Raw genomic sequence first — 18,998 nt, 5'->3', positions numbered from 1 at the left:
TCAGTTCCTCCCTTCCAGCTGTCGTTCCTGGTGTGGATCCAGCGCGTCACGGAGCGCGTCCCCGAGGAAGTTGAAGCTCAACACGGTGAGCATGATGGACACGCCCGGGGCGATCACCCACCAGGGCGCCTGCGTCATGAAGCTCCGACTCGACGCGAGCATCCGGCCCCAGGACGGCTCCGGCGCGGGCACGCCGAGCCCCAGGAAGGAGAGGGAACTCTCCACGAGGACTGCGACGGCCAGGCTGATGGTGATCTGGACGATGATCGGCGCGATGACGTTCGGCAGGATCTCCCAGAAGATGATTCGGACGTCGCCGTCGCCGATCGCCCGCGACGACTGGATGAAGTCCTCCTCCTTGACCGAGAGTACGCTCCCGCGGGTGAGTCTGGCGAACACCGGCCAGTAGACGATGCCGATCGCGATGACGATGTTAAACTTCGACTGGCCGAGGACCGTCACGAGCGCGAGTGCGAGCAGCAGCGCCGGGAAGGAGAACACCATGTCGGCCACGCGCATGATCGTCTCCCCGAGGAGCCCCTCGTAGTAGCCGGCGATCGCCCCGAGGGGAACCCCGAGGCCGGTCGCGATGCCGACGCCGACGAACGCGACGTACAGCGACACCCGTGCGCCGACGAGCACCCTCGTGAGGATGTCGCGGCCGTACCGGTCGGTGCCGAGCGGGTGGGCGAGCGACGGGCCCTGCAACATGACCGCGAGGTTCGTGTTCGTCGGGTCGTACGGGGAGACGATCGGCCCGAAGATCGCCAGCACGCCCATCGTGAGGAGGCCGATCAGGCCGGCGATGGCCAGCTTGTCCCTGATCACCGTTTGCACGATGACGCCCGTTCGCGTCGTTCGGGCGGACGATTCCGCGTTCGATGATTCGGTTGGTTGTCCAGCCATTGGTTACTCGTAGCCGATTCGCGGATCGAGTCCCGCGTAGACGAGGTCGGTCACGAAGTTGACGGTCGTGAAGAGCCCGGCCGTGACGAGCAGTACGCCCTGGAGCACGACGAAGTCCCTGTTCAACACCGCACTCAGGATCAGCCGTCCTAGCCCCGAGATGGCGAAGATCTGTTCGACGACGATCGTCCCGCCGAGCAGGTAGCCGACGTTGAGGCCGATGATCGTCACCGTCGGGATCAACGCGTTCATGATCGCGTGCTTGTTGGTGACGAGTTCGCGTGAGAGCCCTTTCGCGTTCGCGACCTGGATGTACTGTTCGTTGAACACCTCCAGCAGGCTGGATCGCATCATCCGCATGACGATCGACGAGAGGGCCGTGCCGAGGGTGATCCACGGTAACAGCAGGTGTTTCACCGCCGCGACTGGGTCCTTCAGCGGGGAGACGAACCCGGCGACGGGCAGGACGTTCAACGTGTTCCCGAACAGGAGGATGAGGAGGATCCCGAGGAAGAAGTTGGGGATCGAGATGCCGGTGAACGCGACGCCGGTCGCCGCGTAATCGACCTTCGAGTACCGGTTCGTGGCCGAGAGGATCCCGGCCGGGATCCCGATGAGGATCGAGATCACGGTCGCTCCCGCCGCCAGCCAGAACGTCTCGGGGAAGCGGGCGACGATCTCGGCCGCGACGGGCTTGCCGCTCATGATGGAGTTGCCCAGGTCGCCGTGGAGGACGCCCCACATCCAGTCGAGATACTGTTCGTGCAGCGGCGCGTTGAGCCCGAGTTCCGTTCTCACCTGCTGGACCTGTTCCTCGGTCGCCTGCGTCCCCAGCATCGTCCGCACCGGACCGCCGGCGACCAGATGCATCATGCTGAACGAGATGACCGAGACGCCGAACAGCACGGGGACGTACTGGGCGAGCCGTCTGATGACGTACTTTCTCATGTGGGCGTCAGCGGGGGGGAGCGAATCGGCGATTCGAACCGGTTCGGGGACTCCACGTGCATCGTCACTGCTCGAGATACGTCGTCCCGAACTCCGCCTGGGACGTCGGGGTCAGCTGGTAGCCGCCGACCGACGGCGTCAGCCCCGTCATGTCCTCACGGAAGTACAGGTACGTCATCGGGAGCTCCTCGGAGACGATCCGGTCGACCTGACTGTAGATGTCGGCCCGCTCGTCCGTGTCGACGGTCGTGCGGCCGTCCTGAAGCAGCTGGTCGACCTCGTCGTTGGCGTAGTTGAACCGGTTCCAGGCGCCCTCGCTGTGGTACTGCCGGTAGTACCAGCCGTCGGGGTCGGTCCGGCCCGACCACGAGCCGATCGAGAGGTCGTAGTTCTTGTCGACCCACGCCTCCTGGAGCCACGTCGAGAAGTCCATGATCTCGACGTCGACGTCCATGCCGAGCTGGGTGAGATGCGACTGCACGAGCGTCGCCGTGTCCGCGTAGGTCGTCCCCGGCGTCCGTGACGCCTTGACCGACAGGGAGATCGAGCCCGGGTCCAGTCCGGCCTCGTCCAGGAGCGAGTTGGCCTGCTCCCGGCTGTACTCGTACGACTGGCCGCTATCGATCCTGTCACGCCAGGCGCTCGTCGGCGGCGCGGGCGAGTTGGCGACCTGGCCGTGGCCGAACAGGACTCCCTGGACGAGCTGCTGGCGGTTGACGGCGTAACTGATCGCCCGACGAACGCGGGCGTCCCCGAGCGGCTCCCGGTCCGTGTTGAACCACAGCGCCTGCTTCCAGAGCCCCGACGTGGACTGGAGGTTCGTCGACGACCCCGACTCGAGGGCGCCGGCCTGCTGGAACGGCACGCCGAACATGACTTCTGCTGGACCGCTCTGGAGCTGGGTCTGTCTCGTGGCGGCCTCGGGGATGATGTTGAACTCGCAGGTGTCCAGGTACGGCTGGTCCTCGACGTGGTAGTCGTCGAACCGCTGCAGGACGACGCTGTCGTCGGTCGACCAGCTGTCGAGCACGAACTGGCCGGTCCCGACCGGCTCCTGCTGGAAGTTTCGTTCCTCGGCCGACCCCTCGGGGATGATCGCCGCCGTATCCGTCAGGCTGACCATGAACGGCGCGAACGGCTCCGAGAGCGTGAAGACGACCGTGTAGTCGTCGGGCGTCTCGATCGACTCGAGGAGCGAGAAGTTCGCGGCACGGGGCGAGCCGACGTCGGGGTCGAGGATGCGATTGATGGAGTACCTGACGTCCGCCGAGGTGAACTCGGCCCCGGTGTGGAACGTGACGCCCTCCTTGAGCGAGATGGTGTACGTCCGGTTGTCGTCACTGACCTCATAGCCCGTCGCCAGCACGCCGGTGAGGTTCATGTCGGCGTCCAGTTCGAACAGCCCCTCCACGACGTTCGACAGCACCAGTTGTGCGACGTTGATGGTCGTGGTGTGGGGGTCGAGGTTCTGTGGATCGCCCGCCGTCGCGATGTTCAGCGTCCCGCCCGTCGGGATGGAATCCTGGGCTTGCGTGTCCGTCGACGGGCTCGTCTGCCCGTCCGAGTCGTCCGGGCTCGTCGTCGGTGTCCCCGCCGAGTCGGAGCTACACCCGGCGAGTGCGGTCGCCACGGCAGCCCCGCCGACCGATCGAATGAGGCGACGCCTGCTCGTCCCGGTGGTCGTGCGATTGGTTCTCATTGCGCAGATAGGGCGTATTAGTCCTGTATCATAAATGTTTGGTAATATCTGGGGAGACCACCCGGCCGCTCGGGGAGACTGGACCCCGATCAGTAGAGCCGGTACTCGTCATACACGTCCATGTACGCCGCCAGGTCGTCCGACCAGTACTCGCGGATCCCCTCCGCGAGGTGGACGGGAGTCACCCCGTCTCCCGAGTTGTCGATCGTCTTCCTGAGATAGCTCCCGCCGGCCAGCCTGTCGACGAAGTACCCCCCGTTGTAGGGGAGCCACTCCGACTCCTCGTGACTGTCGAACGTCGAAACGAGCATCGTGATCCCGAGCGCGACGGGGTCCAGTTCGTCCCTGTCGAGGATGTGCACCTGGACGCCCTCGATGTCCTTGCGTTCGTGCTTCGAGAACATCGGGGTGAAGTGGGCGGGGCGGAACGCGACACCCGACAGGTCGTAGTCGTTCAGCGTGGCCGCCCAGTCCTCGCCGTCGATCCACGGCGCGCCGACGAGTTCGAAGGGCTTGGTCGTCCCCCGCCCCTCCGAGAGGTTCGTGCTCTCGAAGAAACAGGTGCCCGGATACAGAAGCGCGGTCTGTAACGTCGGCATGTTCGGGGAGGGGTGGACCCACGGGAGGTCGGTTTCGTCGTACCACGTGTCCCGATCCCAGCCGTCGAGTCCGATGACCTCGAGGTCCCCCCCGACGTCGAACTCGACGTTGAAGTAGCGGGCGAGTTCCCCCACCGTCAGGCCGTGTGTGATCGGGAGGTCGAACCGGTCGAGCGAGGGCGTCCCGAACGGGGGGACGGTGTTGCCCTCCGGCGCCACCGGCGCGATCGGGTTCGGTCGGTCGAGTATCACGAGCCGCGTCCCGGTCGCCGCAGCCTCCCTGAGCGCGATCGCGAGCGTGTTCACGAGCGTGTAAAACCGACAGCCGATGTCCTGCATGTCGTAGATCAGGACGTCGACGTCCGCGAAGGACTCGCGGATGCGGGCCTCGCTCTGATCCGAGAGGATCCGGACGGGCAGGCCGGTTCGCTCGTCGACCGACCGCGAGCGATCGAGCTCCCCCTGAACGTTTCCACGCAGTCCGTGCTGGGGGGCGAACAGGACCTCCAGGTCGTACCGATCACTGGCGTGGAGCAGGTCGATCGTCGGCGTCAGGTCGCCGGTCACCCCCGACGGGTTGGTGATCAGGCCGATCCGGCCGCCGAACTCGCGGCCGTCGGCCTCCTCGGCGAGGGTTTCGACACCCAAACGTACCATGTGAGTACACGTCTGTGCTCCTTAATATAAAACTGTGTGTGGCAACGAGGGTGGCGTCCGAGCGCTCGAACCCCCCCGAGTTCGGGGTCGCCAGTTCAGGCGACGGAGCCGATCCAGTCGAGTTGCTCCGGTCCACACAGGCTGTGGTTGTAGATGCTGACGGTCCCGTCGATGGTCTCACGAACGGGCGCGAGCAGCGATCCGAGTTCCTCCCGCGAGGAGACGTACTCCGGGTTCAGTGACACGCCCGCGTGGACGGTGCCGTCGAACGTCTCCACGAGCGCTTCGGACCGTTCGCGTGCGACGGCCGGGTCGTCGGTGTAACAGATGGACGTTACCGAGTCGAGATGCGCGTCGAACCGGGTCAGGTCCACCCCGGCCGGGGCCACGTCCGAGACGTCGCGCCCGAGCCCGTCGGCGACGTAGTAGTTCAGTTCGCGGTCCCCGGACGCGGCGGCCAGTTTGCCGAGGAGCGTCTCGATGACGTGGGTCCGGAACTCGAAGAGGTCGGCCAGCAGGGGCTCGGCCCGGCGGAGCGACTCGACGCTCCCGTCCGGACCGGCGCGGGGCCCCCCGAGCGAGTCGCGGACGAGCTCCCGCACGAGCTCCCGCGCGGCCGCGACGTCGAACCCGACCGACCGCGCCTCCGATCTGCAGGCGTCACAGAAACACTGGGAGACGAGCAGCTTCTGGAGCGGCGTGGTGATGACGTGATCCTTCCCGTGGCCCCAGTTCGCGCCGTGTCCGTGAAACGCGCTCGGGAAGCCGATCGACTCCAGGTCGATGCGGTCGACGCCGTAGTCGGCCGCCGATTCGACGACCGCCCCCATCGCCGTTCGGACGGCCGGGTGGGACGGACAGAGCGCGTGGTCGAGCGCGTCGCCGAAGGCGCTCTCGGCGCGGTACTCCGGGTTCAGTTCGCCGAGGCGGGAGCCGTGATTGCAGACCGTCCACGCGTTCACGGCGAGGTCGTGCTCGTCGGCCGCGGAGACGACGTCGCCGAGCGCGTCGCTCGTCCACGGAGCGCGGGCGCGTGGGAGTTCGATCGCGGCCCGCTCGATCGACTCGCCCGGGTCGAAGAACAGCCCGCCGCGATAGGAGTCGAACAGGCCGTCCTCCCCGCGTGGAAGCGTCGTCCGGATCGAGTGGTAGGCCGTCGCGACGTTGACCTCCCGGACGCCGAGTGCCGCGATCGACTCGAGTTCGGACGAGAGTCCGCCCGCCTCCAGCGCCCAGGGATACGCCCAGACGCCCGTCATGTGTCGGTCCGGTGGGCCTGGACCGCGTCCTCGTCGACCGAGATGCCGAGGCCGGGTGACTCGGGGACCGGGTACGCTCCGTCGTCGATCTCGAAGGGATCCTCGACGAGATACTCGTCCCAGGCGTAGTAGACCGAGTCGGGGGGGAGGCTGATCGCCGGCGTCGCCGCGACGGTGTGGAGCATCGCCGCCGTCTTGATCCCGAGGTCGAAGCCGCTGTGGAACGACAGGGAGACGCCGGCGTCGGCCGCCAGCGCCGCCTGCTCACGGACCCTGATGATGCCGCCGGCCGGGATCATGTCCACGACGCCGACGTCGACGGCGTCCCGTTTCAGCAGTTGCCCGAAGTTCCGCTCGAAGTACGTGTCCTCGTTGACCGCGAGCGGGGTTCGGATGCGCGACCGGAGGTTCGCGTACGTCCCCGGCGTGTCGATCCGACACGGCTGTTCCAGATACTGGAGGTAGATCCCCGCGTCCTCCAGCCGCGCGGCCGACCGGACCGCGTCCTCGAACGACCACCCCTGGTTCGGGTCGATCCGGAACTCGAGCTCCCCGTCGACGGCCTCGTGCATCGCGGTGAGCCGTTCGACGTCGAAGCCCGCGTCGGGACCCGCCTTGGTCTTCAGCGCCTCGAACCCCGCGTCCCGCGCGAACCGTGCCTGTTCGCGTGACCGATCCGGGCCGAGGATGCCGAGACAGTACGCCACATTTACCGACTCGGTGACCGCGCCGCCGAGCAACTGTGACACGGACGCGCCGACTCGCTTCCCAAAGAGGTCCCACATCGCCATCTCGACGGCGCCGAGATACGGATGGATCCTGGTGTACGGGAAGTAGAACGACTCCAGGAACGATCGAATCTCCGACGGCTCCCGCCCGCGGAGTTCGGGGGCGATGACTTCTTCGATGATCGTTTTCGTCGCCGTCGCCGACTCCATCGCCACCAGCATCTCGCCCCAGCCGACGAGCCCGTCGCCCGTCTCGAGCCGCACCAGCATTCGGTCACGTGACTCGACGGCATCGTGATTGCTGCGATACGGAGCGAGACCGAACTCCTCCTCCAGCGGCTTCACGTCTACCGCTACGGGGACGGCCTCGACTCGCTCGATTGCCATGGGCCAACGACTGGCGTGACGTATAAAAATCATTCTCCCACGGCCACCACTGAAACCGGACGGCTCGAACGGGCGACGCTTCCACGTCGCTGAAACCGGCTCGTGATCGACCCGACGTCCCTACGAGTACGTGAACTTGAGTTCGACGATGTTGCTCGTGTTCTCCAGGGCGTCGCCGAGCGGTCCGTCGATCCTGTCGTCGGAGAGCCGCCCGGCCGGGCCGAAGACGCCGATCGCCCCGAGCACGCGGCCGTTCTCGTCCTTCACGGGGGCGCCGACCGATCTGATCCCCTCGATCCGCTCGGCGTCGCCGAGCGCGATTCCGGTCTCGCGCACCTCGGCGAGCTGTTCGTGTAACGCCGCCGGATCGACGACGGTCCGGGTCGTCCTCCCGGCCATCCCGTGCCGGTCGATGATCTCGTCGACTCGTTCGGTCGAGACGTTCGCGAGGATGGCCTTGCCGAGCCCGGTCTCGTGGAGGGACACGTGCGTTCCCGCGGACGTTTCGACCGGAACCGCGTCGTCCCCCTGGGCGGAAAAGAGGAACACGCCCAGCCCGTTCTCCTCGATCATCATGCTCGCCACCTCGCCGGTCTCGGCGGCCAGTTCCTCGAGTTCCGGTTTCGCGACGCGGTGAATCTTCCGCAGGCTCCTGGTGTGCTCTCCGAGCTCCAGAAACCGGAGACTGAGCCGGTAGACGTCGTCCTCCTTGACCACGTACTCGCGCTCCATGAGCGTGCTCAGGTGGTTGTGAACCGTGCTGTTCGGCAGATCCAGAGACGCCGCGATGGTCGTGAGGCGTGCCCCGTTCTCCGCACGAAGCGCTTCGATGATGTCGAATGAGCGTTGGGTGGCTTGCACCGGGTTTTTCGCTTCGTAGCTCATGCCGAGGTCACGCGTTTTTCATGAGGAGTCGAGGTGAAAGGTCTTTCTCCCACGCGATTCGGGCGGACGATTCTCCGGGCGACCGCCGGTTTCACCATCGGTGAAAGCCCGCCCGCTCCGGCTCGCCCCGGAACGGGATTACACACATATACCTGTAATTGACTGCGTGACGGTCGACCGCGCTAATCACCATGTAGCGTCCGCTTCCGTGTCGATTCCGGACGTGTATCGCTCCCCCGCTTCGACGGAACGCCGGCGTCGACGCCGAGTTCACCGATGCGGAAACGGCGGGACTGGCCGAACCAGACCCGGAGCTCAATCGTCCCGCGAAAGTTCCTCCAGGTCGTACATGGAGTCGAGGAGGGTCCCGTCGAGCGACGTCGAGAGCCCGCCGTCCACGACGAGCTCGGTCCCGGTCAGAAAACTCCCCAGCCGTGAACCCACGAACAGCATGGCGTCCGCGACCTCCTCCGGTCGGCCGAACCGCCCGAGCGGGTACTGGGCGTACCACAGGTCGTGAAGCTCCTCGGACCACTCCGCCTCCCGTTTCGCCGCGAGCGCCTCCGACTGGATCGTCCCCGGACAGACGACGTTCGACCTGACGCCGTGTCGACCGTACTGGGCCGCGATCACCCTCGACAGTCCGAACAGCCCGCTCTTGGCGGCCGAATACCCCACCAGACCGATGCCCGTGACGCCGTTCACGGAGGACGTGAACGTGATCGAGCCGATCTCGGAGTCGACCAGGTGGGGCAGCGCCTCCCTGGCGAGCAGGAAGTGGCTCCCGAGGTTCAACTCGATCATCCGGGTCCACGTTTCGACGTCGAGCCGGTGGAGCGCGTCGTCGCCGGCGGAGCCGCCGGCGTTGCTGATCACGACGTCCACGCCGCCGAACTCGTCGGCGGCGGCGTCCAGCAGGCTCGCCACGTGCTCGCGGTCGGTCACGTCGGTCTCGACGAACGTCGCCGTCCCGCCGTCCTCGGTGATCGATCGGACGGCGGCTTCGCCGTCGTCGACGGCAACGTCCGCGATGACGACCGTCGCACCGTGTTCGGCGTACGCCCGAGCCGTCGCCCGCCCGATCCCGCTCGCCCCGCCGGTAACGACGACCGTCGCCCCGTCGACCGCTGGATCCATACCACGTGGCTGCCCCCGGGACGTACATAAGTACCGGTGTCTCTCAGCGTGCCGATCGATCAGTTTTCATATCTACAACGTATCATTGTTCTTGTTCGTCCGTGGAGGCGGCGTGATCGAATCGTCACGCTCGTCTCCGCTGGATTCGTGGTTCGACTCGTCCACCAGAACGTTCGATTTCGGTTCGGAGGTTGGAGAAATGGTGGTTTTCAACGAGATAATCCACAGCTAATAGCCGTTCGTGGGGTTCAAGCCGGCATTCGAGCTCTGTCGGTTCGGACTGCCCGGATGGCGACGAGAACGGAACATGAGAATTATTTGATTGTAGAATACTAATTCGAGTGATCATTGCTTCACCTCATCGTGCCCACGCGAGCGGGGCGGACTCCCACTGGCTCCCCGGGTGGCTTGTAGCGCTGTGGCCCACGCACACCCTCGCGACCGAAGCATGAAGGATCTGGCTGGCTCTTCCAGGGTATGACACGATCCGAATCCGCCCTCCGATCGGCGCTCGAATCCTTCGCCGTCCGGTCGTTCGGGGACGAGCGGACGAGCGCGTGGGCGTGCTCGATCGACGGGGCGGGCCCGCCGTACGGAGTTGACGCGACGGTCACGACACACGACGAAGCGCGGCGACTGGCCGAGTTCCTCCGGACGGACGCAGACGTGGATCCGGCGGCATCGGAGATCACGATGCTCGAATCGAACGCCGTCCCGCGGACGGTCGATCGACGCTCGTCCCCGGTTCGCGCCGCGCCCGACCCGTCCGCCGAGCAGGTGACCGCCGCGCTGTACGCCTCCCCCGTCCGCGCGTTCGACTCGTCGGGCGACTGGCGGCGAGTTCGGGTCGCGGACGGATACGTCGGGTGGGTTCGGGCGGATCACCTCACGGAGCGGGCGACGTCCGGGGACCCGTCCGACGTGCTGCGTCGGGACGTCCCCCGTGATGACGTCCCGGGTGGGTTTCTCCCTGCCGGAACGGCCTGTTTCGGACGCGCTTCGAACGGGTCCGGGAGCACCGTTCGCTTCCGAACCGGGCTCGAAACGACGGTGCCGGACGAGGCCGTCACGACTCCCTCGGGAGCGGTCGACGGGGCGGCCGTCGTCCGGACCGCACGCCAGTTCCTCGACACCCCGTACCGGTGGGGCGGGCTGACGAGCGAGGGCATCGACTGCTCCGGGCTGGTCTGGACGAGTTACCGGGTTCACGGGCTGGTGCTTCCGCGTGATTCGGATCAGCAGCGGCGGGTCGGGAGGAGCGTCGATCGGGACGAGCTTCGGCCGGGCGACCTCCTCTTCTTCCCGGGTCACGTCGGGATGAGCACCGGCGGCCTTCGATTCATCCACGCGCACGGCGACAGTGACGGCGTCGTCGAAGGCAGCCTCGACCCGCCACAGTCGGGGTACGTCGAGTCGCTGGACGACTCACTTGCCTGCTGTCGGCGGATTGGCTGACCGGGCAGACTGCGTTCCTCGGAGCGGTGCCGGGACGCCCGAAACGGACCCGACCGTCGGGATCCGATGACGACCAGATTTCTGACGGTAGCGGTACTCGGACGAGCGTGAGGGGTGCGGCGGGTGATTTCGATGACCGATGTCAGAGAATGCTCGCTTCGTCGACGAGAACGACTGCGTTGAGTGAGAGTTCCGAGAACGGGACGAAATACCGAGCCGGAGATTAAGCCCCGGTTCTGACTTCGCAGAGATATAAGATTATAATACTGTATTGATAACTGGTAATTTGGCAATCGAACCGCGTCGATAGACCATCCACACTCGATTCAGAAGGCGGGTTTACAGTCGCTCAAGCGGACGACCCGACTCGCGTTGCGGTCGAGGAACCTTCCGACGAGTTCACCGACGAGTGGCTCCGAGTCCGCCGCGTAACCGTCACTAACAGCCCGTCGTACGTCAGACGTCTTCCGACGGGAACACGGAGGTGATCGAAACGTCCCGTCCGGGCTCCGTGCGAACCGTCACTTCGACGTGGAGATCGTGTTCGCCGTACGAAGCGACGTCGCTGCGGGTTGCCCACCGAAGACTTCGACCCGTGCACGTCACGCCCGGGAACGCACTGCCATCGAAAGTATACTCGATGAAGAAGGATTACTGATTACCAAAGTTTCAAGAATGATCCGAATGGTGGGGGAACGGATCGCGAGATTGAACTCCGCTTCCCGGGTGCAGACCGGGGTAACGACTCGTGCGGTTCCTCTCACCCCACGAATCGTCTTCGGCGTTGGTCGCCATGCTAATCCTCCCGGTATCGTCGTTCGGATCGATCCGAACTCGACCGGAATCAGCCTCGGATCGGTGGCGGACCGCTCACTCGGAGACGATCAAGATCCTGGTGTTCCCCCGGTTGTCGCTGTAGGATCCGCCCGCAGGCGGCTTGATCTCGATGTCGAGCGTCCCCTCGGCCTGGTTCGGGCCGAGCGACGGTGAGACGGTCACGTTCGCCTGCCCGTCCGCGTCGGTTCGTGCGGTCGCCACCCCGTCGAGTTCGGCGGTGCTGCCCGACACGACCACCGTCGCGCCCGAGACGGCGCTCCCGTCGGCATCGACGACCGTGATCGACAGTTTCTGCTCGCCGGGCGTCGTCACCTCGGGGCTCGGCCGTGCGTCGAGTTCGCTGACCGCCAGCCCACCGATCCCGGAGACCATGTTCAACATCACGCTCAGGCTCGCCACGCCCACCACGAGCGCAATGACGAGCCTGACCGGCAACCCTTCGATCGCGCGCTCGTCACGGAGCAGTGCGCTCAGTTCGTCGGACATACCCCGGCCTGGCCTCGGTTCGCTACTTGAACCCTCGCACGAGGGTTCTTCAGTGAAGCCGGGACCAGCACCCCCGTGCACGTCATCGGCCGAACCGACGGGGAGGGTCCGACCGCCGATCTCGGGCGCTATCTCGCCCGCGACGGGAGTACCGGCGGACGCGTCGCGCTCGATCTCGATCGCCCGCACGCGGGCCTCGTGGTCGGCAAACGCGGAAGCGGGAAGTCGTACACGCTCGGCGTACTGGTGGAGGAGGTCACCGACGTCCCGGGACTGGCCCCGGTCGTACTCGACCCGATGGACGCGTTCGCCGGACTCGTCGAACGCGGGGGGACGGTCCATCGTCGCCCACGCGTCCGCGCCGACGCGATCCCGCCCGCCGCGTGGCCGGAGCTGCTCGAGCTCGACCCGGCGAGCGAGGTTGGTGGGCTCGTCTGGCGGGCGTTCACCGAGACGGGGACGCTCCGGGCGGCGATCGAGTGGCTCCGGGAAGCGGACGCCGAGCGGGCGGTCCGTCGTGCGGGGCGCAATCACCTTTCGCTGGCAGCCTCCTGGGACGTGTTCAGCCCGGACGGACTCGGCGCGACCGATCTCGACGACGGCGAACCGACCGTCCTCGACTGTTCGGCGCTCCCCGCGGCGGCGACGAACGCGATCTGTCGTGCGATCGCCTCCGGACTGTATCGCGCCGCCGTCGGCGGCGAACTCGACCGACTCCCCTGGCTGTTCCTCGACGAGGCCCACGTCTGCTTCGACGGCCTGGCCGGGCCCGCGCTGGGAACGCTGCTGACCAGGGGGCGGTCCCCCGGCGTCTCGCTGATCTGTGCGACCCAGCGGCCGCGCGCGCTCCCGTCGGTCGCGCGCTCGCAGGCCGACCTGCTCGTCGCGCACCGGCTGACGACACGCGCCGATCTCGACGCGCTCGTGGACGCTCATCCGGCGCTGCTCGAGGAGGAGGTCGCGGACCGCCTCGCGCTCGACGTGGGTGAGGCGGTCGTCGTCGACGACGCCACGGAGTCGGCCCACTCGGTCCGGATCAGGACCAGGGAGACGCGCCACGACGGCGACTCACCCCGCGCGTCGGCGATGGTCCCCGGAGAACCGAGAGCCCGCTCGCGCGACCGAACCGGAACCCCCGAATAGTGTGACCCCGACGAAACTGCCGATGCGCGGACGAATCGCGGCACTCGCCCTCGTCGCGGCCGGCGGGGCGGTCGGCGCGCTCCTCCGGTACGGCGTCGACGTCGCGGTCGGCGGCCCGGCAGGGACGCTGCTCGTCAACGTCCTCGGGAGCTTCGCCCTCGGACTCATCACGGTCGCGCTCCTCCCCGACCGCGTCCGCCTGTTCGCGGCGACCGGGCTCTGCTCGTCGTTCACGACCTACAGCACGTTCGCGGTCGACGCCTCCGCGCTCGGCGGGACGGCCGGCGTCGTCTACGTCGGCCTCACCTACGGGCTCGGCGTCGCCGCCGCCGCGGCGGGCGTCACCGTCGGGAGGTGGCGATGATCCCGGACGGGGCGGTGCCGGCCCTGCTCGTCGCGGTCGGGGGCGCGCTCGGAGCGGCCGGCCGGTTCCTCGTCGGACAGCGGCTTCCGAGCCGCCGTGCGACCGCGCTGGTGAACGTCCTCGGCAGCCTCGTGCTGGGCGCGGTCGGCGGGGCCGTCTCGGCGGGCTACCCGACGACGCTGGCGCTGCTCGCGGGCACCGGGTTCTGTGGCGCGTTCACGACGTACTCGACGTTCGCGGTCGAACTCCACGATCTGCTGGCGTCGCGCCGGTGGCGCACTCTCGTGCTCTTCGGCGTGGGGACGCTGGTCGCCGCGCTCGCCGGCGCGGCCCTCGGCCGACTTCTGGTCGTGGGACCGTGACCGCCCGGGCGTCGTCCCGAGCCGTCCGCCCGAACGGTCCGGCCCGTCGTCGCCGGAGTCGGTGGAGTTTATTCGGTTCCCGCGAACGACCCGGTATGAGCGAGCGGGGACCGGGGGAGGACGACGCTGACTCCGTCACGGAGCGCGTCGTTTCCGGCGCGAGCAGCGAACCGGTGCTCGCGCTGTTCGTGCTGCTGTTGCTGCTGCTGGCGTTCAGCTTCCTCGCCGTCGGACTGTACGTGGTCCTGTGAGACAGGGTGGGGTGGCGCGGACGCCGTGCTGTGGACACGCCGGTACGCGCCCCGTTCTTCGGGTGAAACGCGATCGGCTTCGATACGTCGGCAGGACGGTTCTCGCGGGATTCCAGACTGGCGGGAACAGCTCTCAGGACGGGACGAACCACGACCGATCACGAACTCACACGACGTACCGCTCCAGCTTGTCGAGATAGTTCCGGATCGTCCGACGGCCTTCGGATCCTCGACCCACTGTCGGTATTTCTGCTAGATGTCCCCAGATGCAATCTCCCGTGATCGCCGAGCACGTCCTAGACCTGGTGCTGGTAGGGATGAGCGCGTCAATATTCTTCTCCCGTAATTCCTCGGCGAGATTTCGGGCATGGATGACGGACGCCCCGTTGACCAGTTCATCCGTCGTCTCAGAGCGAATGCCGTTCCACAGATCATCGTCGACCCGTTCTATCATGCGCTCGTTCGCGTCGGTCATCGCGCTCCCTACTCGCTGCCCCGAGTAGAGAGGGTATGGTGAACATGTAATCCTCTCCTTGATGCCGGAAAGCGATCGAACCAGTATTCAACGGCATAGTTAAATATTTGCGGGGCTGACGTTCAACTGGATGGTTGAACGACAGACGGATGACCTGGACCTCGACGCAGTGTTCCAGGCGCTGTCCCACCCGACGCGGCGAGCGCTCATCGAGCAACTCGCCAGCGGCCCCAAGAGCGTCTCCGAGCTCGCCGAACCTCACGACGTCTCGCTGGCCGCGGTGTCCAAACACCTCCAGGCCCTCGATGACTCGAATCTCATCGAGGTCGAGGAAGATGGGCGAGTCCGCCGGTGTCACCTCGACGCCGCGCCGCTCGGCGAGGCATTCGGCTGGTTGACTCGCTACCGTGTCTTCTGGGAGGACCGCTTCGACGCGCTCGACGACCATCTGGAGGACGACGACGCATGACACCCGACGCAACCGACGACACCGAGATCGAAACGATGGACACGACCCTCACCCTAAGCCGGACGTTCGACGCGCCACCGGAGCGCGTCTTCGACGCGTGGATCGACCCCGAGACGGTCGAGCAGTGGTTGTTCACCACGCCGGAGACGAACCAGGAAATCGAGATCGACGCCCGGGTCGGCGGGTCGTACACCATCACCGACCGGCGCGGGGGTGAGGACTACACGGCCATCGGCGAGTACGAGGAGATCGACCGGCCAAACCGGCTGGTCTTTACCTTCGCCATGCCCCAATTCTCGCCCGACGAGGATCGAATCGTCGTCGAATTCGAGGCAGACGGCGACGGCTGTGTGATGACGTTCACTCAAGAGGGGCTCTCATGGCCGCCGGAGCAGGCTGAGGAGTACAAGCGCGAAAGTGAGGAGGGCTGGGTCGAGATGTTCGACCTGCTCGAAACCCGGATCGAAACTACGGACGAATGATACGTATCCGAACAGTTACGGAACGCACACAGGAAACGGCCGAATCAGGGATGGCGCTTAGACACACGATCGAGACGGCACACGGCACAAAGGAGAACTCACCATGATTGATTCCACCACCAGTCGAAAGATCACTCCCTTCCTGACGTTCGAAGGGGAGGCCGAAGAGGCGATGAACGTCTACACGTCGCTGTTCGACGATTCGGAGGTGACGAACCTCACCAAGTACGGAGCGGACGAAGAGGGCGTCGAAGGGACGGTCAAGCAAGCGACGTTCACGCTGAACGGGGAACCGTACATGTGTATCGACAGTAGCGTCGAACACGAGTGGGAATTTACGCCCGCGATATCGCTGTACGTGAACTGCGAGACGGAAGCGGAGATCGACGAACTCTTCGCCGAACTGTCCGACGGCGGAGACGTCTTCATGCCGCTTGACTCGTATCCGTTCAGCGAGAAATTCGGCTGGGTCGCCGACGAGTTCGGCGTTTCCTGGCAGTTGAACTTTGATGGCAACCACTAGAGGTAACGATTCCCGTTTCACTGAGATCCCCCGGCAACAGCGTCATCGTGAAGAAATTCGTCGCCGAGTCAGAGCCAATCAGGCGATGAATTGCGGAGACGCGCCGCTCTAGTAGCGCTTGCCTGAGGCCGAGTGCTCAAATCGGAGGGTCAAGGAACGCTCCAGCTCAGGATCGATGTGGAAGCGAATAGAATCAACTAAGAACCGAGTCGTGTGATAAACTACGACCGACGAGATTTCAGATGATCGAACGAATTTGGCACGGATGGACCGACCTGGAGAACGCGGACGAGTACGAGCGGCTTCTGCAAGAGGAGATTTTTCCGGGGATCGCCGACAAAGATGTCGACGGCTATTACGGTATCAGACTGCTACGGCGCTCCCGCGACGACGAAGTCGAATTCATCACCATCATGCGGTTCGAATCGATGAACTCCGTAACGGAGTTTGCGGGGGACGATTACGAGACCGCGTACGTCCCCTCGGACGCGCGTGAAGTCCTCACTCGATTCGATGACCGTGCGCAACATTATGAGGTAAGGGAGCAACGAGAGTACTAAGTGGCACACCTGAATCTACCAGTGAGGTGCCTCGCTGATCACCGTCCTGAACCCGAACGGAGTGACGTTCGTCGTCGCGTTCATCCCGCAGACTGTCGGAGATCATTTCCACGCGAGTAGCTCGATTCGTAACTGATCGCTCCCAGCACGCCGCTCTTTGCAAATATGGGATAGTTCAACGCGCTGAATGATGTAGAAACTCCCTCTATCGACCTTGGGATGATCTCAACCTCCTGACTACTGTGGTCCTAGAGCCAAACCCGATAGTGATGAGGACTTCGATCGGACCCATCATCGATTGATGCGACGTAGCCCCGCTCCGCTAATGGCAATTCCCGCGATCAGGGCTATCACGCCGATGACCGTCCATTGCATTGATCTTCCAGTGATCGGTTCACAGTCCGCGACGCACAAGACGGGGCCTATCTGGAGGATTCCGAGGCCTTGAACTAACCACAACGTCCCGAGAATCGTCACGATGGGACCGAGGACTGTCAATACAGCCACTTTCGCATTCATGTTTCAATCGACTCCTGAAACCGACCGTCACTCGTGGATTTCAGCGTGGCCGAAGAGACGGACTCCCTCCACTCGCTTCGGCTGGCAGTCTCGGTTTGACTCACTGGCGTGGCAGTTCCCCGCACGAATGGCCTGACCGGGCTAATTCCGAAACGTAGCGTTTCGATCTCGTCGAGAGCGAACGGGCCCGCTGCGATCCAGTCGGCCGTTCGACGGTCGAGGTGGCAGCCGTTGTCGACCCGTTTCCAGAGTGGTGTCAAGACGTCCTGAACGTAGCCACGGAGGCCGTCCGACCGAACGTGTTCGAAAAAGCGGAATTCACCATCCGGCTTCACGACGCGGTGGACTTCCTCGAGCGCACGAGCCGGGTCCAGTACCGTACAGAACACCGCGGAGGCGATGACCACGTCGAACGTGTCGTCCGCATACGGGAGGGATTCGGCTCGTCCCGACCGTACGTGTATCTCGAGATCGTGCGCGCTGGCGATTCGATTCGCCTCTTTGCGTCGGCCGGGATCCGGTTCGATTGCGTGCAGGTGGAGTGTTGGTTCGCGCTGCATGGCCGTACGCAGATACGGGAACATAGCACCGTTCCCCGCACCGAGATCCAGTACCTCCCCGTGGAGGTCACGAGAGAGATACCGCCGGTGCGCAGCAGGGTCGAATCGCTCGGTGAATGGGGCCGTCGGCTGACCGAGGGCTGGTGCGCTCGTTTCCGTCCGACTCGTGTGGCCTCTTCCGGATTTGCTTCCTGGCATGTGTTGGCGATAGAGACGAGCTACCGCCGCATGCGAATAGTGCCATACATCTGAGGTGGGTTTAAATACGCACGTTGCGTACACTTTCTTTGATGCAGTGCAGCACGCTCCAGACGCGGTCCAGTCACTCTCTCCCTACACAGTCCGGCCGAACACAGTCGTTCCGGCCGCGGGGAACGGATCACTAGCATGAGATATACGACGTTCGTCATCGAGCAGATCGACGACGAACGCTGTTCTAGCGGTGAGCGTGTGTCCGATTCAGCAGTCCACGGTGAAGCGATTCACTACATCAACCTCTTGAACGACGGAACTGGCGTTGGACTCTATCAACTCCGTGGCGATTTCGAACAGGGCATGGACGCACTGGAAGCGGATCCCGATGTACTTTCCGTCGAGCAGTCGACAGCATCGGAAGGGCTCGTCCATCTCCACTTTCGAGCAAACGCCCTCATGACCGACCTCCTCGGTATATTCCGACGGTATGAGGTCGTCGTGGACTGGCCGATGGAATACACCGATCGGGGCGGCCTTCGGGTAACCATCATTGGAGAGGAGGGGACGATCCGAGAGGCCATCGAGGAAATCCCCGACGGCATCCGGATTACGCTCGAAGGCCTCGGCGAGTATCGACCGGAGATGCGCCAGCTATCGTCGCTGCTGACGGATCGCCAGCGAGAACTGTTGGAACTAGCGATCGACGAGGGCTACTACGAGATGCCACGGCGTACGACTCTCCGAGACCTCGCTGACCGAGCGAACATCTCTGCGGGAACGGTAGGTGAGCACTTGCGGAAGATCGAGACGAAGGTCATTATGGAACTCGTTTGAATCCGGTGTAGTTCCACACTCTCGAAAAAATCGCCTTACTCAGTCCATCCTTCGATTCATAGTGGCCATAGGGAAACACTTGGAATCACCAGATGAAGGGTTTGTCTTGATGTCGATTCGGTCGTCTCACCGTCCAGACAGTATCGCGCTGGCTCGCGAGGAGTCCAACCGACGGAGTTCGAAATTAGGTGGTGGCGCCGTCGTAACGACTCCCGGTGGACGACTCAATACTCGTCTCAAACGAGCAACCCCATTACGTCAACATGTTCACGATAATG

Annotated in this window: 21 protein-coding genes; 10 read left to right on the top strand and 11 right to left on the bottom strand. The window is 64.8% G+C overall.

From position 1 onward, the window contains the following. From RJT50_RS12735 to RJT50_RS12700, 8 genes are all read right to left on the bottom strand, one after another. The gene (locus tag RJT50_RS12735; protein WP_313691799.1) at positions 1–906 is read right to left on the bottom strand and encodes an ABC transporter permease; all 906 of its coding nucleotides are present in this window, start codon (positions 904–906) and stop codon (positions 1–3) included. A 3-nt stretch (positions 907–909) separates the two neighbouring features. Continuing rightward, positions 910–1,854, bottom strand: a complete 945-nt coding sequence (locus RJT50_RS12730) for an ABC transporter permease (protein WP_313691798.1) — start codon at positions 1,852–1,854, stop codon at positions 910–912. 64 nt (positions 1,855–1,918) lie between these two features. Then, complete coding sequence (locus RJT50_RS12725) at positions 1,919–3,553, bottom strand: ABC transporter substrate-binding protein (RefSeq protein WP_313691797.1); 1,635 nt, start codon at positions 3,551–3,553, stop codon at positions 1,919–1,921. Between the two features lie 89 nt (positions 3,554–3,642). After that, positions 3,643–4,809: an exo-beta-N-acetylmuramidase NamZ family protein gene (locus RJT50_RS12720; RefSeq protein ID WP_313691796.1), complete on the bottom strand. Its 1,167-nt coding sequence runs from the start codon at positions 4,807–4,809 to the stop codon at positions 3,643–3,645. A 95-nt stretch (positions 4,810–4,904) separates the two neighbouring features. After that, positions 4,905–6,068, bottom strand: a complete 1,164-nt coding sequence (locus RJT50_RS12715; protein ID WP_313691795.1) for a hypothetical protein — start codon at positions 6,066–6,068, stop codon at positions 4,905–4,907. Continuing rightward, complete coding sequence (locus RJT50_RS12710; RefSeq protein ID WP_313691794.1) at positions 6,065–7,183, bottom strand: mandelate racemase/muconate lactonizing enzyme family protein; 1,119 nt, start codon at positions 7,181–7,183, stop codon at positions 6,065–6,067. Before RJT50_RS12710 ends, RJT50_RS12715 begins: the two co-directional genes overlap by 4 nt. A gap of 120 nt (positions 7,184–7,303) precedes the next feature. After that, a complete protein-coding gene (locus RJT50_RS12705; protein ID WP_313691792.1) occupies positions 7,304–8,068 on the bottom strand; it encodes an IclR family transcriptional regulator in 765 nt (254 codons plus the stop codon). Positions 8,069–8,383: 315 nt separating this feature from the next. Beyond that, the gene (locus tag RJT50_RS12700) at positions 8,384–9,205 is read right to left on the bottom strand and encodes an SDR family NAD(P)-dependent oxidoreductase (RefSeq protein ID WP_313691790.1); all 822 of its coding nucleotides are present in this window, start codon (positions 9,203–9,205) and stop codon (positions 8,384–8,386) included. Between the two features lie 477 nt (positions 9,206–9,682). Between RJT50_RS12700 and RJT50_RS12695 the strand changes: the two genes are divergently transcribed. Beyond that, complete coding sequence (locus RJT50_RS12695) at positions 9,683–10,660, top strand: C40 family peptidase (RefSeq protein WP_313691789.1); 978 nt, start codon at positions 9,683–9,685, stop codon at positions 10,658–10,660. 870 nt (positions 10,661–11,530) lie between these two features. On the opposite strand, the gene RJT50_RS12690 is transcribed toward RJT50_RS12695, so the two are convergent. Beyond that, positions 11,531–11,983, bottom strand: a complete 453-nt coding sequence (locus RJT50_RS12690) for an Ig-like domain-containing protein (RefSeq protein WP_313691788.1) — start codon at positions 11,981–11,983, stop codon at positions 11,531–11,533. A 75-nt stretch (positions 11,984–12,058) separates the two neighbouring features. Between RJT50_RS12690 and RJT50_RS12685 the strand changes: the two genes are divergently transcribed. The 4 genes from RJT50_RS12685 (at position 12,059) to RJT50_RS12670 (ending at position 14,103) form a co-directional block, all read left to right on the top strand. Beyond that, positions 12,059–13,126 carry an ATP-binding protein gene (locus RJT50_RS12685; RefSeq protein ID WP_313691787.1) on the top strand — a complete coding sequence of 356 codons (1,068 nt, stop codon included), beginning with the start codon at positions 12,059–12,061 and terminating at the stop codon, positions 13,124–13,126. Positions 13,127–13,148: 22 nt separating this feature from the next. Continuing rightward, positions 13,149–13,490 (top strand): fluoride efflux transporter FluC, encoded by a 342-nt coding sequence (locus tag RJT50_RS12680; protein WP_313691786.1) that lies wholly within the window; start codon positions 13,149–13,151, stop codon positions 13,488–13,490. Next, entirely contained in the window at positions 13,487–13,852 is a 366-nt protein-coding gene (locus RJT50_RS12675) for a fluoride efflux transporter FluC (protein WP_313691785.1), read from the top strand. Before RJT50_RS12680 ends, RJT50_RS12675 begins: the two co-directional genes overlap by 4 nt. A 95-nt stretch (positions 13,853–13,947) precedes the next feature. Next, positions 13,948–14,103 carry a hypothetical protein gene (locus RJT50_RS12670; RefSeq protein WP_313691783.1) on the top strand — a complete coding sequence of 52 codons (156 nt, stop codon included), beginning with the start codon at positions 13,948–13,950 and terminating at the stop codon, positions 14,101–14,103. Positions 14,104–14,269: 166 nt separating this feature from the next. Here the strand turns inward: RJT50_RS12670 and RJT50_RS12665 are convergent, their stop codons facing one another. Next, complete coding sequence (locus RJT50_RS12665) at positions 14,270–14,578, bottom strand: hypothetical protein (RefSeq protein WP_313691782.1); 309 nt, start codon at positions 14,576–14,578, stop codon at positions 14,270–14,272. Positions 14,579–14,708: 130 nt separating this feature from the next. On the opposite strand from RJT50_RS12665, the gene RJT50_RS12660 reads away from it, so the two are divergent. The 4 genes from RJT50_RS12660 (at position 14,709) to RJT50_RS12645 (ending at position 16,612) form a co-directional block, all read left to right on the top strand. Then, complete coding sequence (locus RJT50_RS12660; protein ID WP_313691781.1) at positions 14,709–15,047, top strand: ArsR/SmtB family transcription factor; 339 nt, start codon at positions 14,709–14,711, stop codon at positions 15,045–15,047. Continuing rightward, complete coding sequence (locus tag RJT50_RS12655; protein ID WP_313691780.1) at positions 15,044–15,529, top strand: SRPBCC family protein; 486 nt, start codon at positions 15,044–15,046, stop codon at positions 15,527–15,529. Before RJT50_RS12660 ends, RJT50_RS12655 begins: the two co-directional genes overlap by 4 nt. Before the next feature lie 103 nt (positions 15,530–15,632). Further along, positions 15,633–16,052 carry a VOC family protein gene (locus RJT50_RS12650; protein WP_313691779.1) on the top strand — a complete coding sequence of 140 codons (420 nt, stop codon included), beginning with the start codon at positions 15,633–15,635 and terminating at the stop codon, positions 16,050–16,052. 242 nt (positions 16,053–16,294) lie between these two features. Further along, positions 16,295–16,612: an antibiotic biosynthesis monooxygenase gene (locus tag RJT50_RS12645; RefSeq protein WP_313691778.1), complete on the top strand. Its 318-nt coding sequence runs from the start codon at positions 16,295–16,297 to the stop codon at positions 16,610–16,612. Positions 16,613–17,127: 515 nt separating this feature from the next. On the opposite strand, the gene RJT50_RS12640 is transcribed toward RJT50_RS12645, so the two are convergent. Continuing rightward, positions 17,128–17,889: a class I SAM-dependent methyltransferase gene (locus RJT50_RS12640; protein ID WP_313691777.1), complete on the bottom strand. Its 762-nt coding sequence runs from the start codon at positions 17,887–17,889 to the stop codon at positions 17,128–17,130. 189 nt (positions 17,890–18,078) lie between these two features. Here RJT50_RS12640 and RJT50_RS12635 point away from each other — a divergent pair, with 189 nt between their 5' ends. Further along, positions 18,079–18,720 carry a helix-turn-helix domain-containing protein gene (locus tag RJT50_RS12635; protein WP_313691776.1) on the top strand — a complete coding sequence of 214 codons (642 nt, stop codon included), beginning with the start codon at positions 18,079–18,081 and terminating at the stop codon, positions 18,718–18,720. Positions 18,721–18,998: the final 278 nt, after the last annotated feature.

The organism is Halobaculum sp. XH14 (genome assembly GCF_032116555.1).
Lineage (GTDB): Archaea > Halobacteriota > Halobacteria > Halobacteriales > Haloferacaceae > Halorarum > Halorarum halobium.
This window is presented reverse-complemented; position numbering and strand designations above follow the sequence as displayed.

What these genes read in the sequence shown, in the direction of transcription:
- RJT50_RS12695 (WP_313691789.1), top strand. Translation starts at nt 9,683, where the DNA reads ATGACACGATCCGAATCCGCCCTCCGATCGGCGCTCGAATCCTTCGCC.
- RJT50_RS12715 (WP_313691795.1), bottom strand. Translation starts at nt 6,068, where the DNA reads ATGACGGGCGTCTGGGCGTATCCCTGGGCGCTGGAGGCGGGCGGACTC.
- RJT50_RS12640 (WP_313691777.1), bottom strand. Translation starts at nt 17,889, where the DNA reads ATGCCAGGAAGCAAATCCGGAAGAGGCCACACGAGTCGGACGGAAACG.
- RJT50_RS12655 (WP_313691780.1), top strand. Translation starts at nt 15,044, where the DNA reads ATGACACCCGACGCAACCGACGACACCGAGATCGAAACGATGGACACG.
- RJT50_RS12675 (WP_313691785.1), top strand. Translation starts at nt 13,487, where the DNA reads ATGATCCCGGACGGGGCGGTGCCGGCCCTGCTCGTCGCGGTCGGGGGC.
- RJT50_RS12710 (WP_313691794.1), bottom strand. Translation starts at nt 7,183, where the DNA reads ATGGCAATCGAGCGAGTCGAGGCCGTCCCCGTAGCGGTAGACGTGAAG.
- RJT50_RS12670 (WP_313691783.1), top strand. Translation starts at nt 13,948, where the DNA reads ATGAGCGAGCGGGGACCGGGGGAGGACGACGCTGACTCCGTCACGGAG.
- RJT50_RS12720 (WP_313691796.1), bottom strand. Translation starts at nt 4,809, where the DNA reads ATGGTACGTTTGGGTGTCGAAACCCTCGCCGAGGAGGCCGACGGCCGC.
- RJT50_RS12725 (WP_313691797.1), bottom strand. Translation starts at nt 3,553, where the DNA reads ATGAGAACCAATCGCACGACCACCGGGACGAGCAGGCGTCGCCTCATT.
- RJT50_RS12700 (WP_313691790.1), bottom strand. Translation starts at nt 9,205, where the DNA reads ATGGATCCAGCGGTCGACGGGGCGACGGTCGTCGTTACCGGCGGGGCG.
- RJT50_RS12730 (WP_313691798.1), bottom strand. Translation starts at nt 1,854, where the DNA reads ATGAGAAAGTACGTCATCAGACGGCTCGCCCAGTACGTCCCCGTGCTG.
- RJT50_RS12690 (WP_313691788.1), bottom strand. Translation starts at nt 11,983, where the DNA reads ATGTCCGACGAACTGAGCGCACTGCTCCGTGACGAGCGCGCGATCGAA.
- RJT50_RS12665 (WP_313691782.1), bottom strand. Translation starts at nt 14,578, where the DNA reads ATGACCGACGCGAACGAGCGCATGATAGAACGGGTCGACGATGATCTG.
- RJT50_RS12645 (WP_313691778.1), top strand. Translation starts at nt 16,295, where the DNA reads ATGATCGAACGAATTTGGCACGGATGGACCGACCTGGAGAACGCGGAC.
- RJT50_RS12635 (WP_313691776.1), top strand. Translation starts at nt 18,079, where the DNA reads ATGAGATATACGACGTTCGTCATCGAGCAGATCGACGACGAACGCTGT.
- RJT50_RS12735 (WP_313691799.1), bottom strand. Translation starts at nt 906, where the DNA reads ATGGCTGGACAACCAACCGAATCATCGAACGCGGAATCGTCCGCCCGA.
- RJT50_RS12660 (WP_313691781.1), top strand. Translation starts at nt 14,709, where the DNA reads ATGGTTGAACGACAGACGGATGACCTGGACCTCGACGCAGTGTTCCAG.
- RJT50_RS12680 (WP_313691786.1), top strand. Translation starts at nt 13,149, where the DNA reads ATGCGCGGACGAATCGCGGCACTCGCCCTCGTCGCGGCCGGCGGGGCG.
- RJT50_RS12650 (WP_313691779.1), top strand. Translation starts at nt 15,633, where the DNA reads ATGATTGATTCCACCACCAGTCGAAAGATCACTCCCTTCCTGACGTTC.
- RJT50_RS12705 (WP_313691792.1), bottom strand. Translation starts at nt 8,068, where the DNA reads ATGAGCTACGAAGCGAAAAACCCGGTGCAAGCCACCCAACGCTCATTC.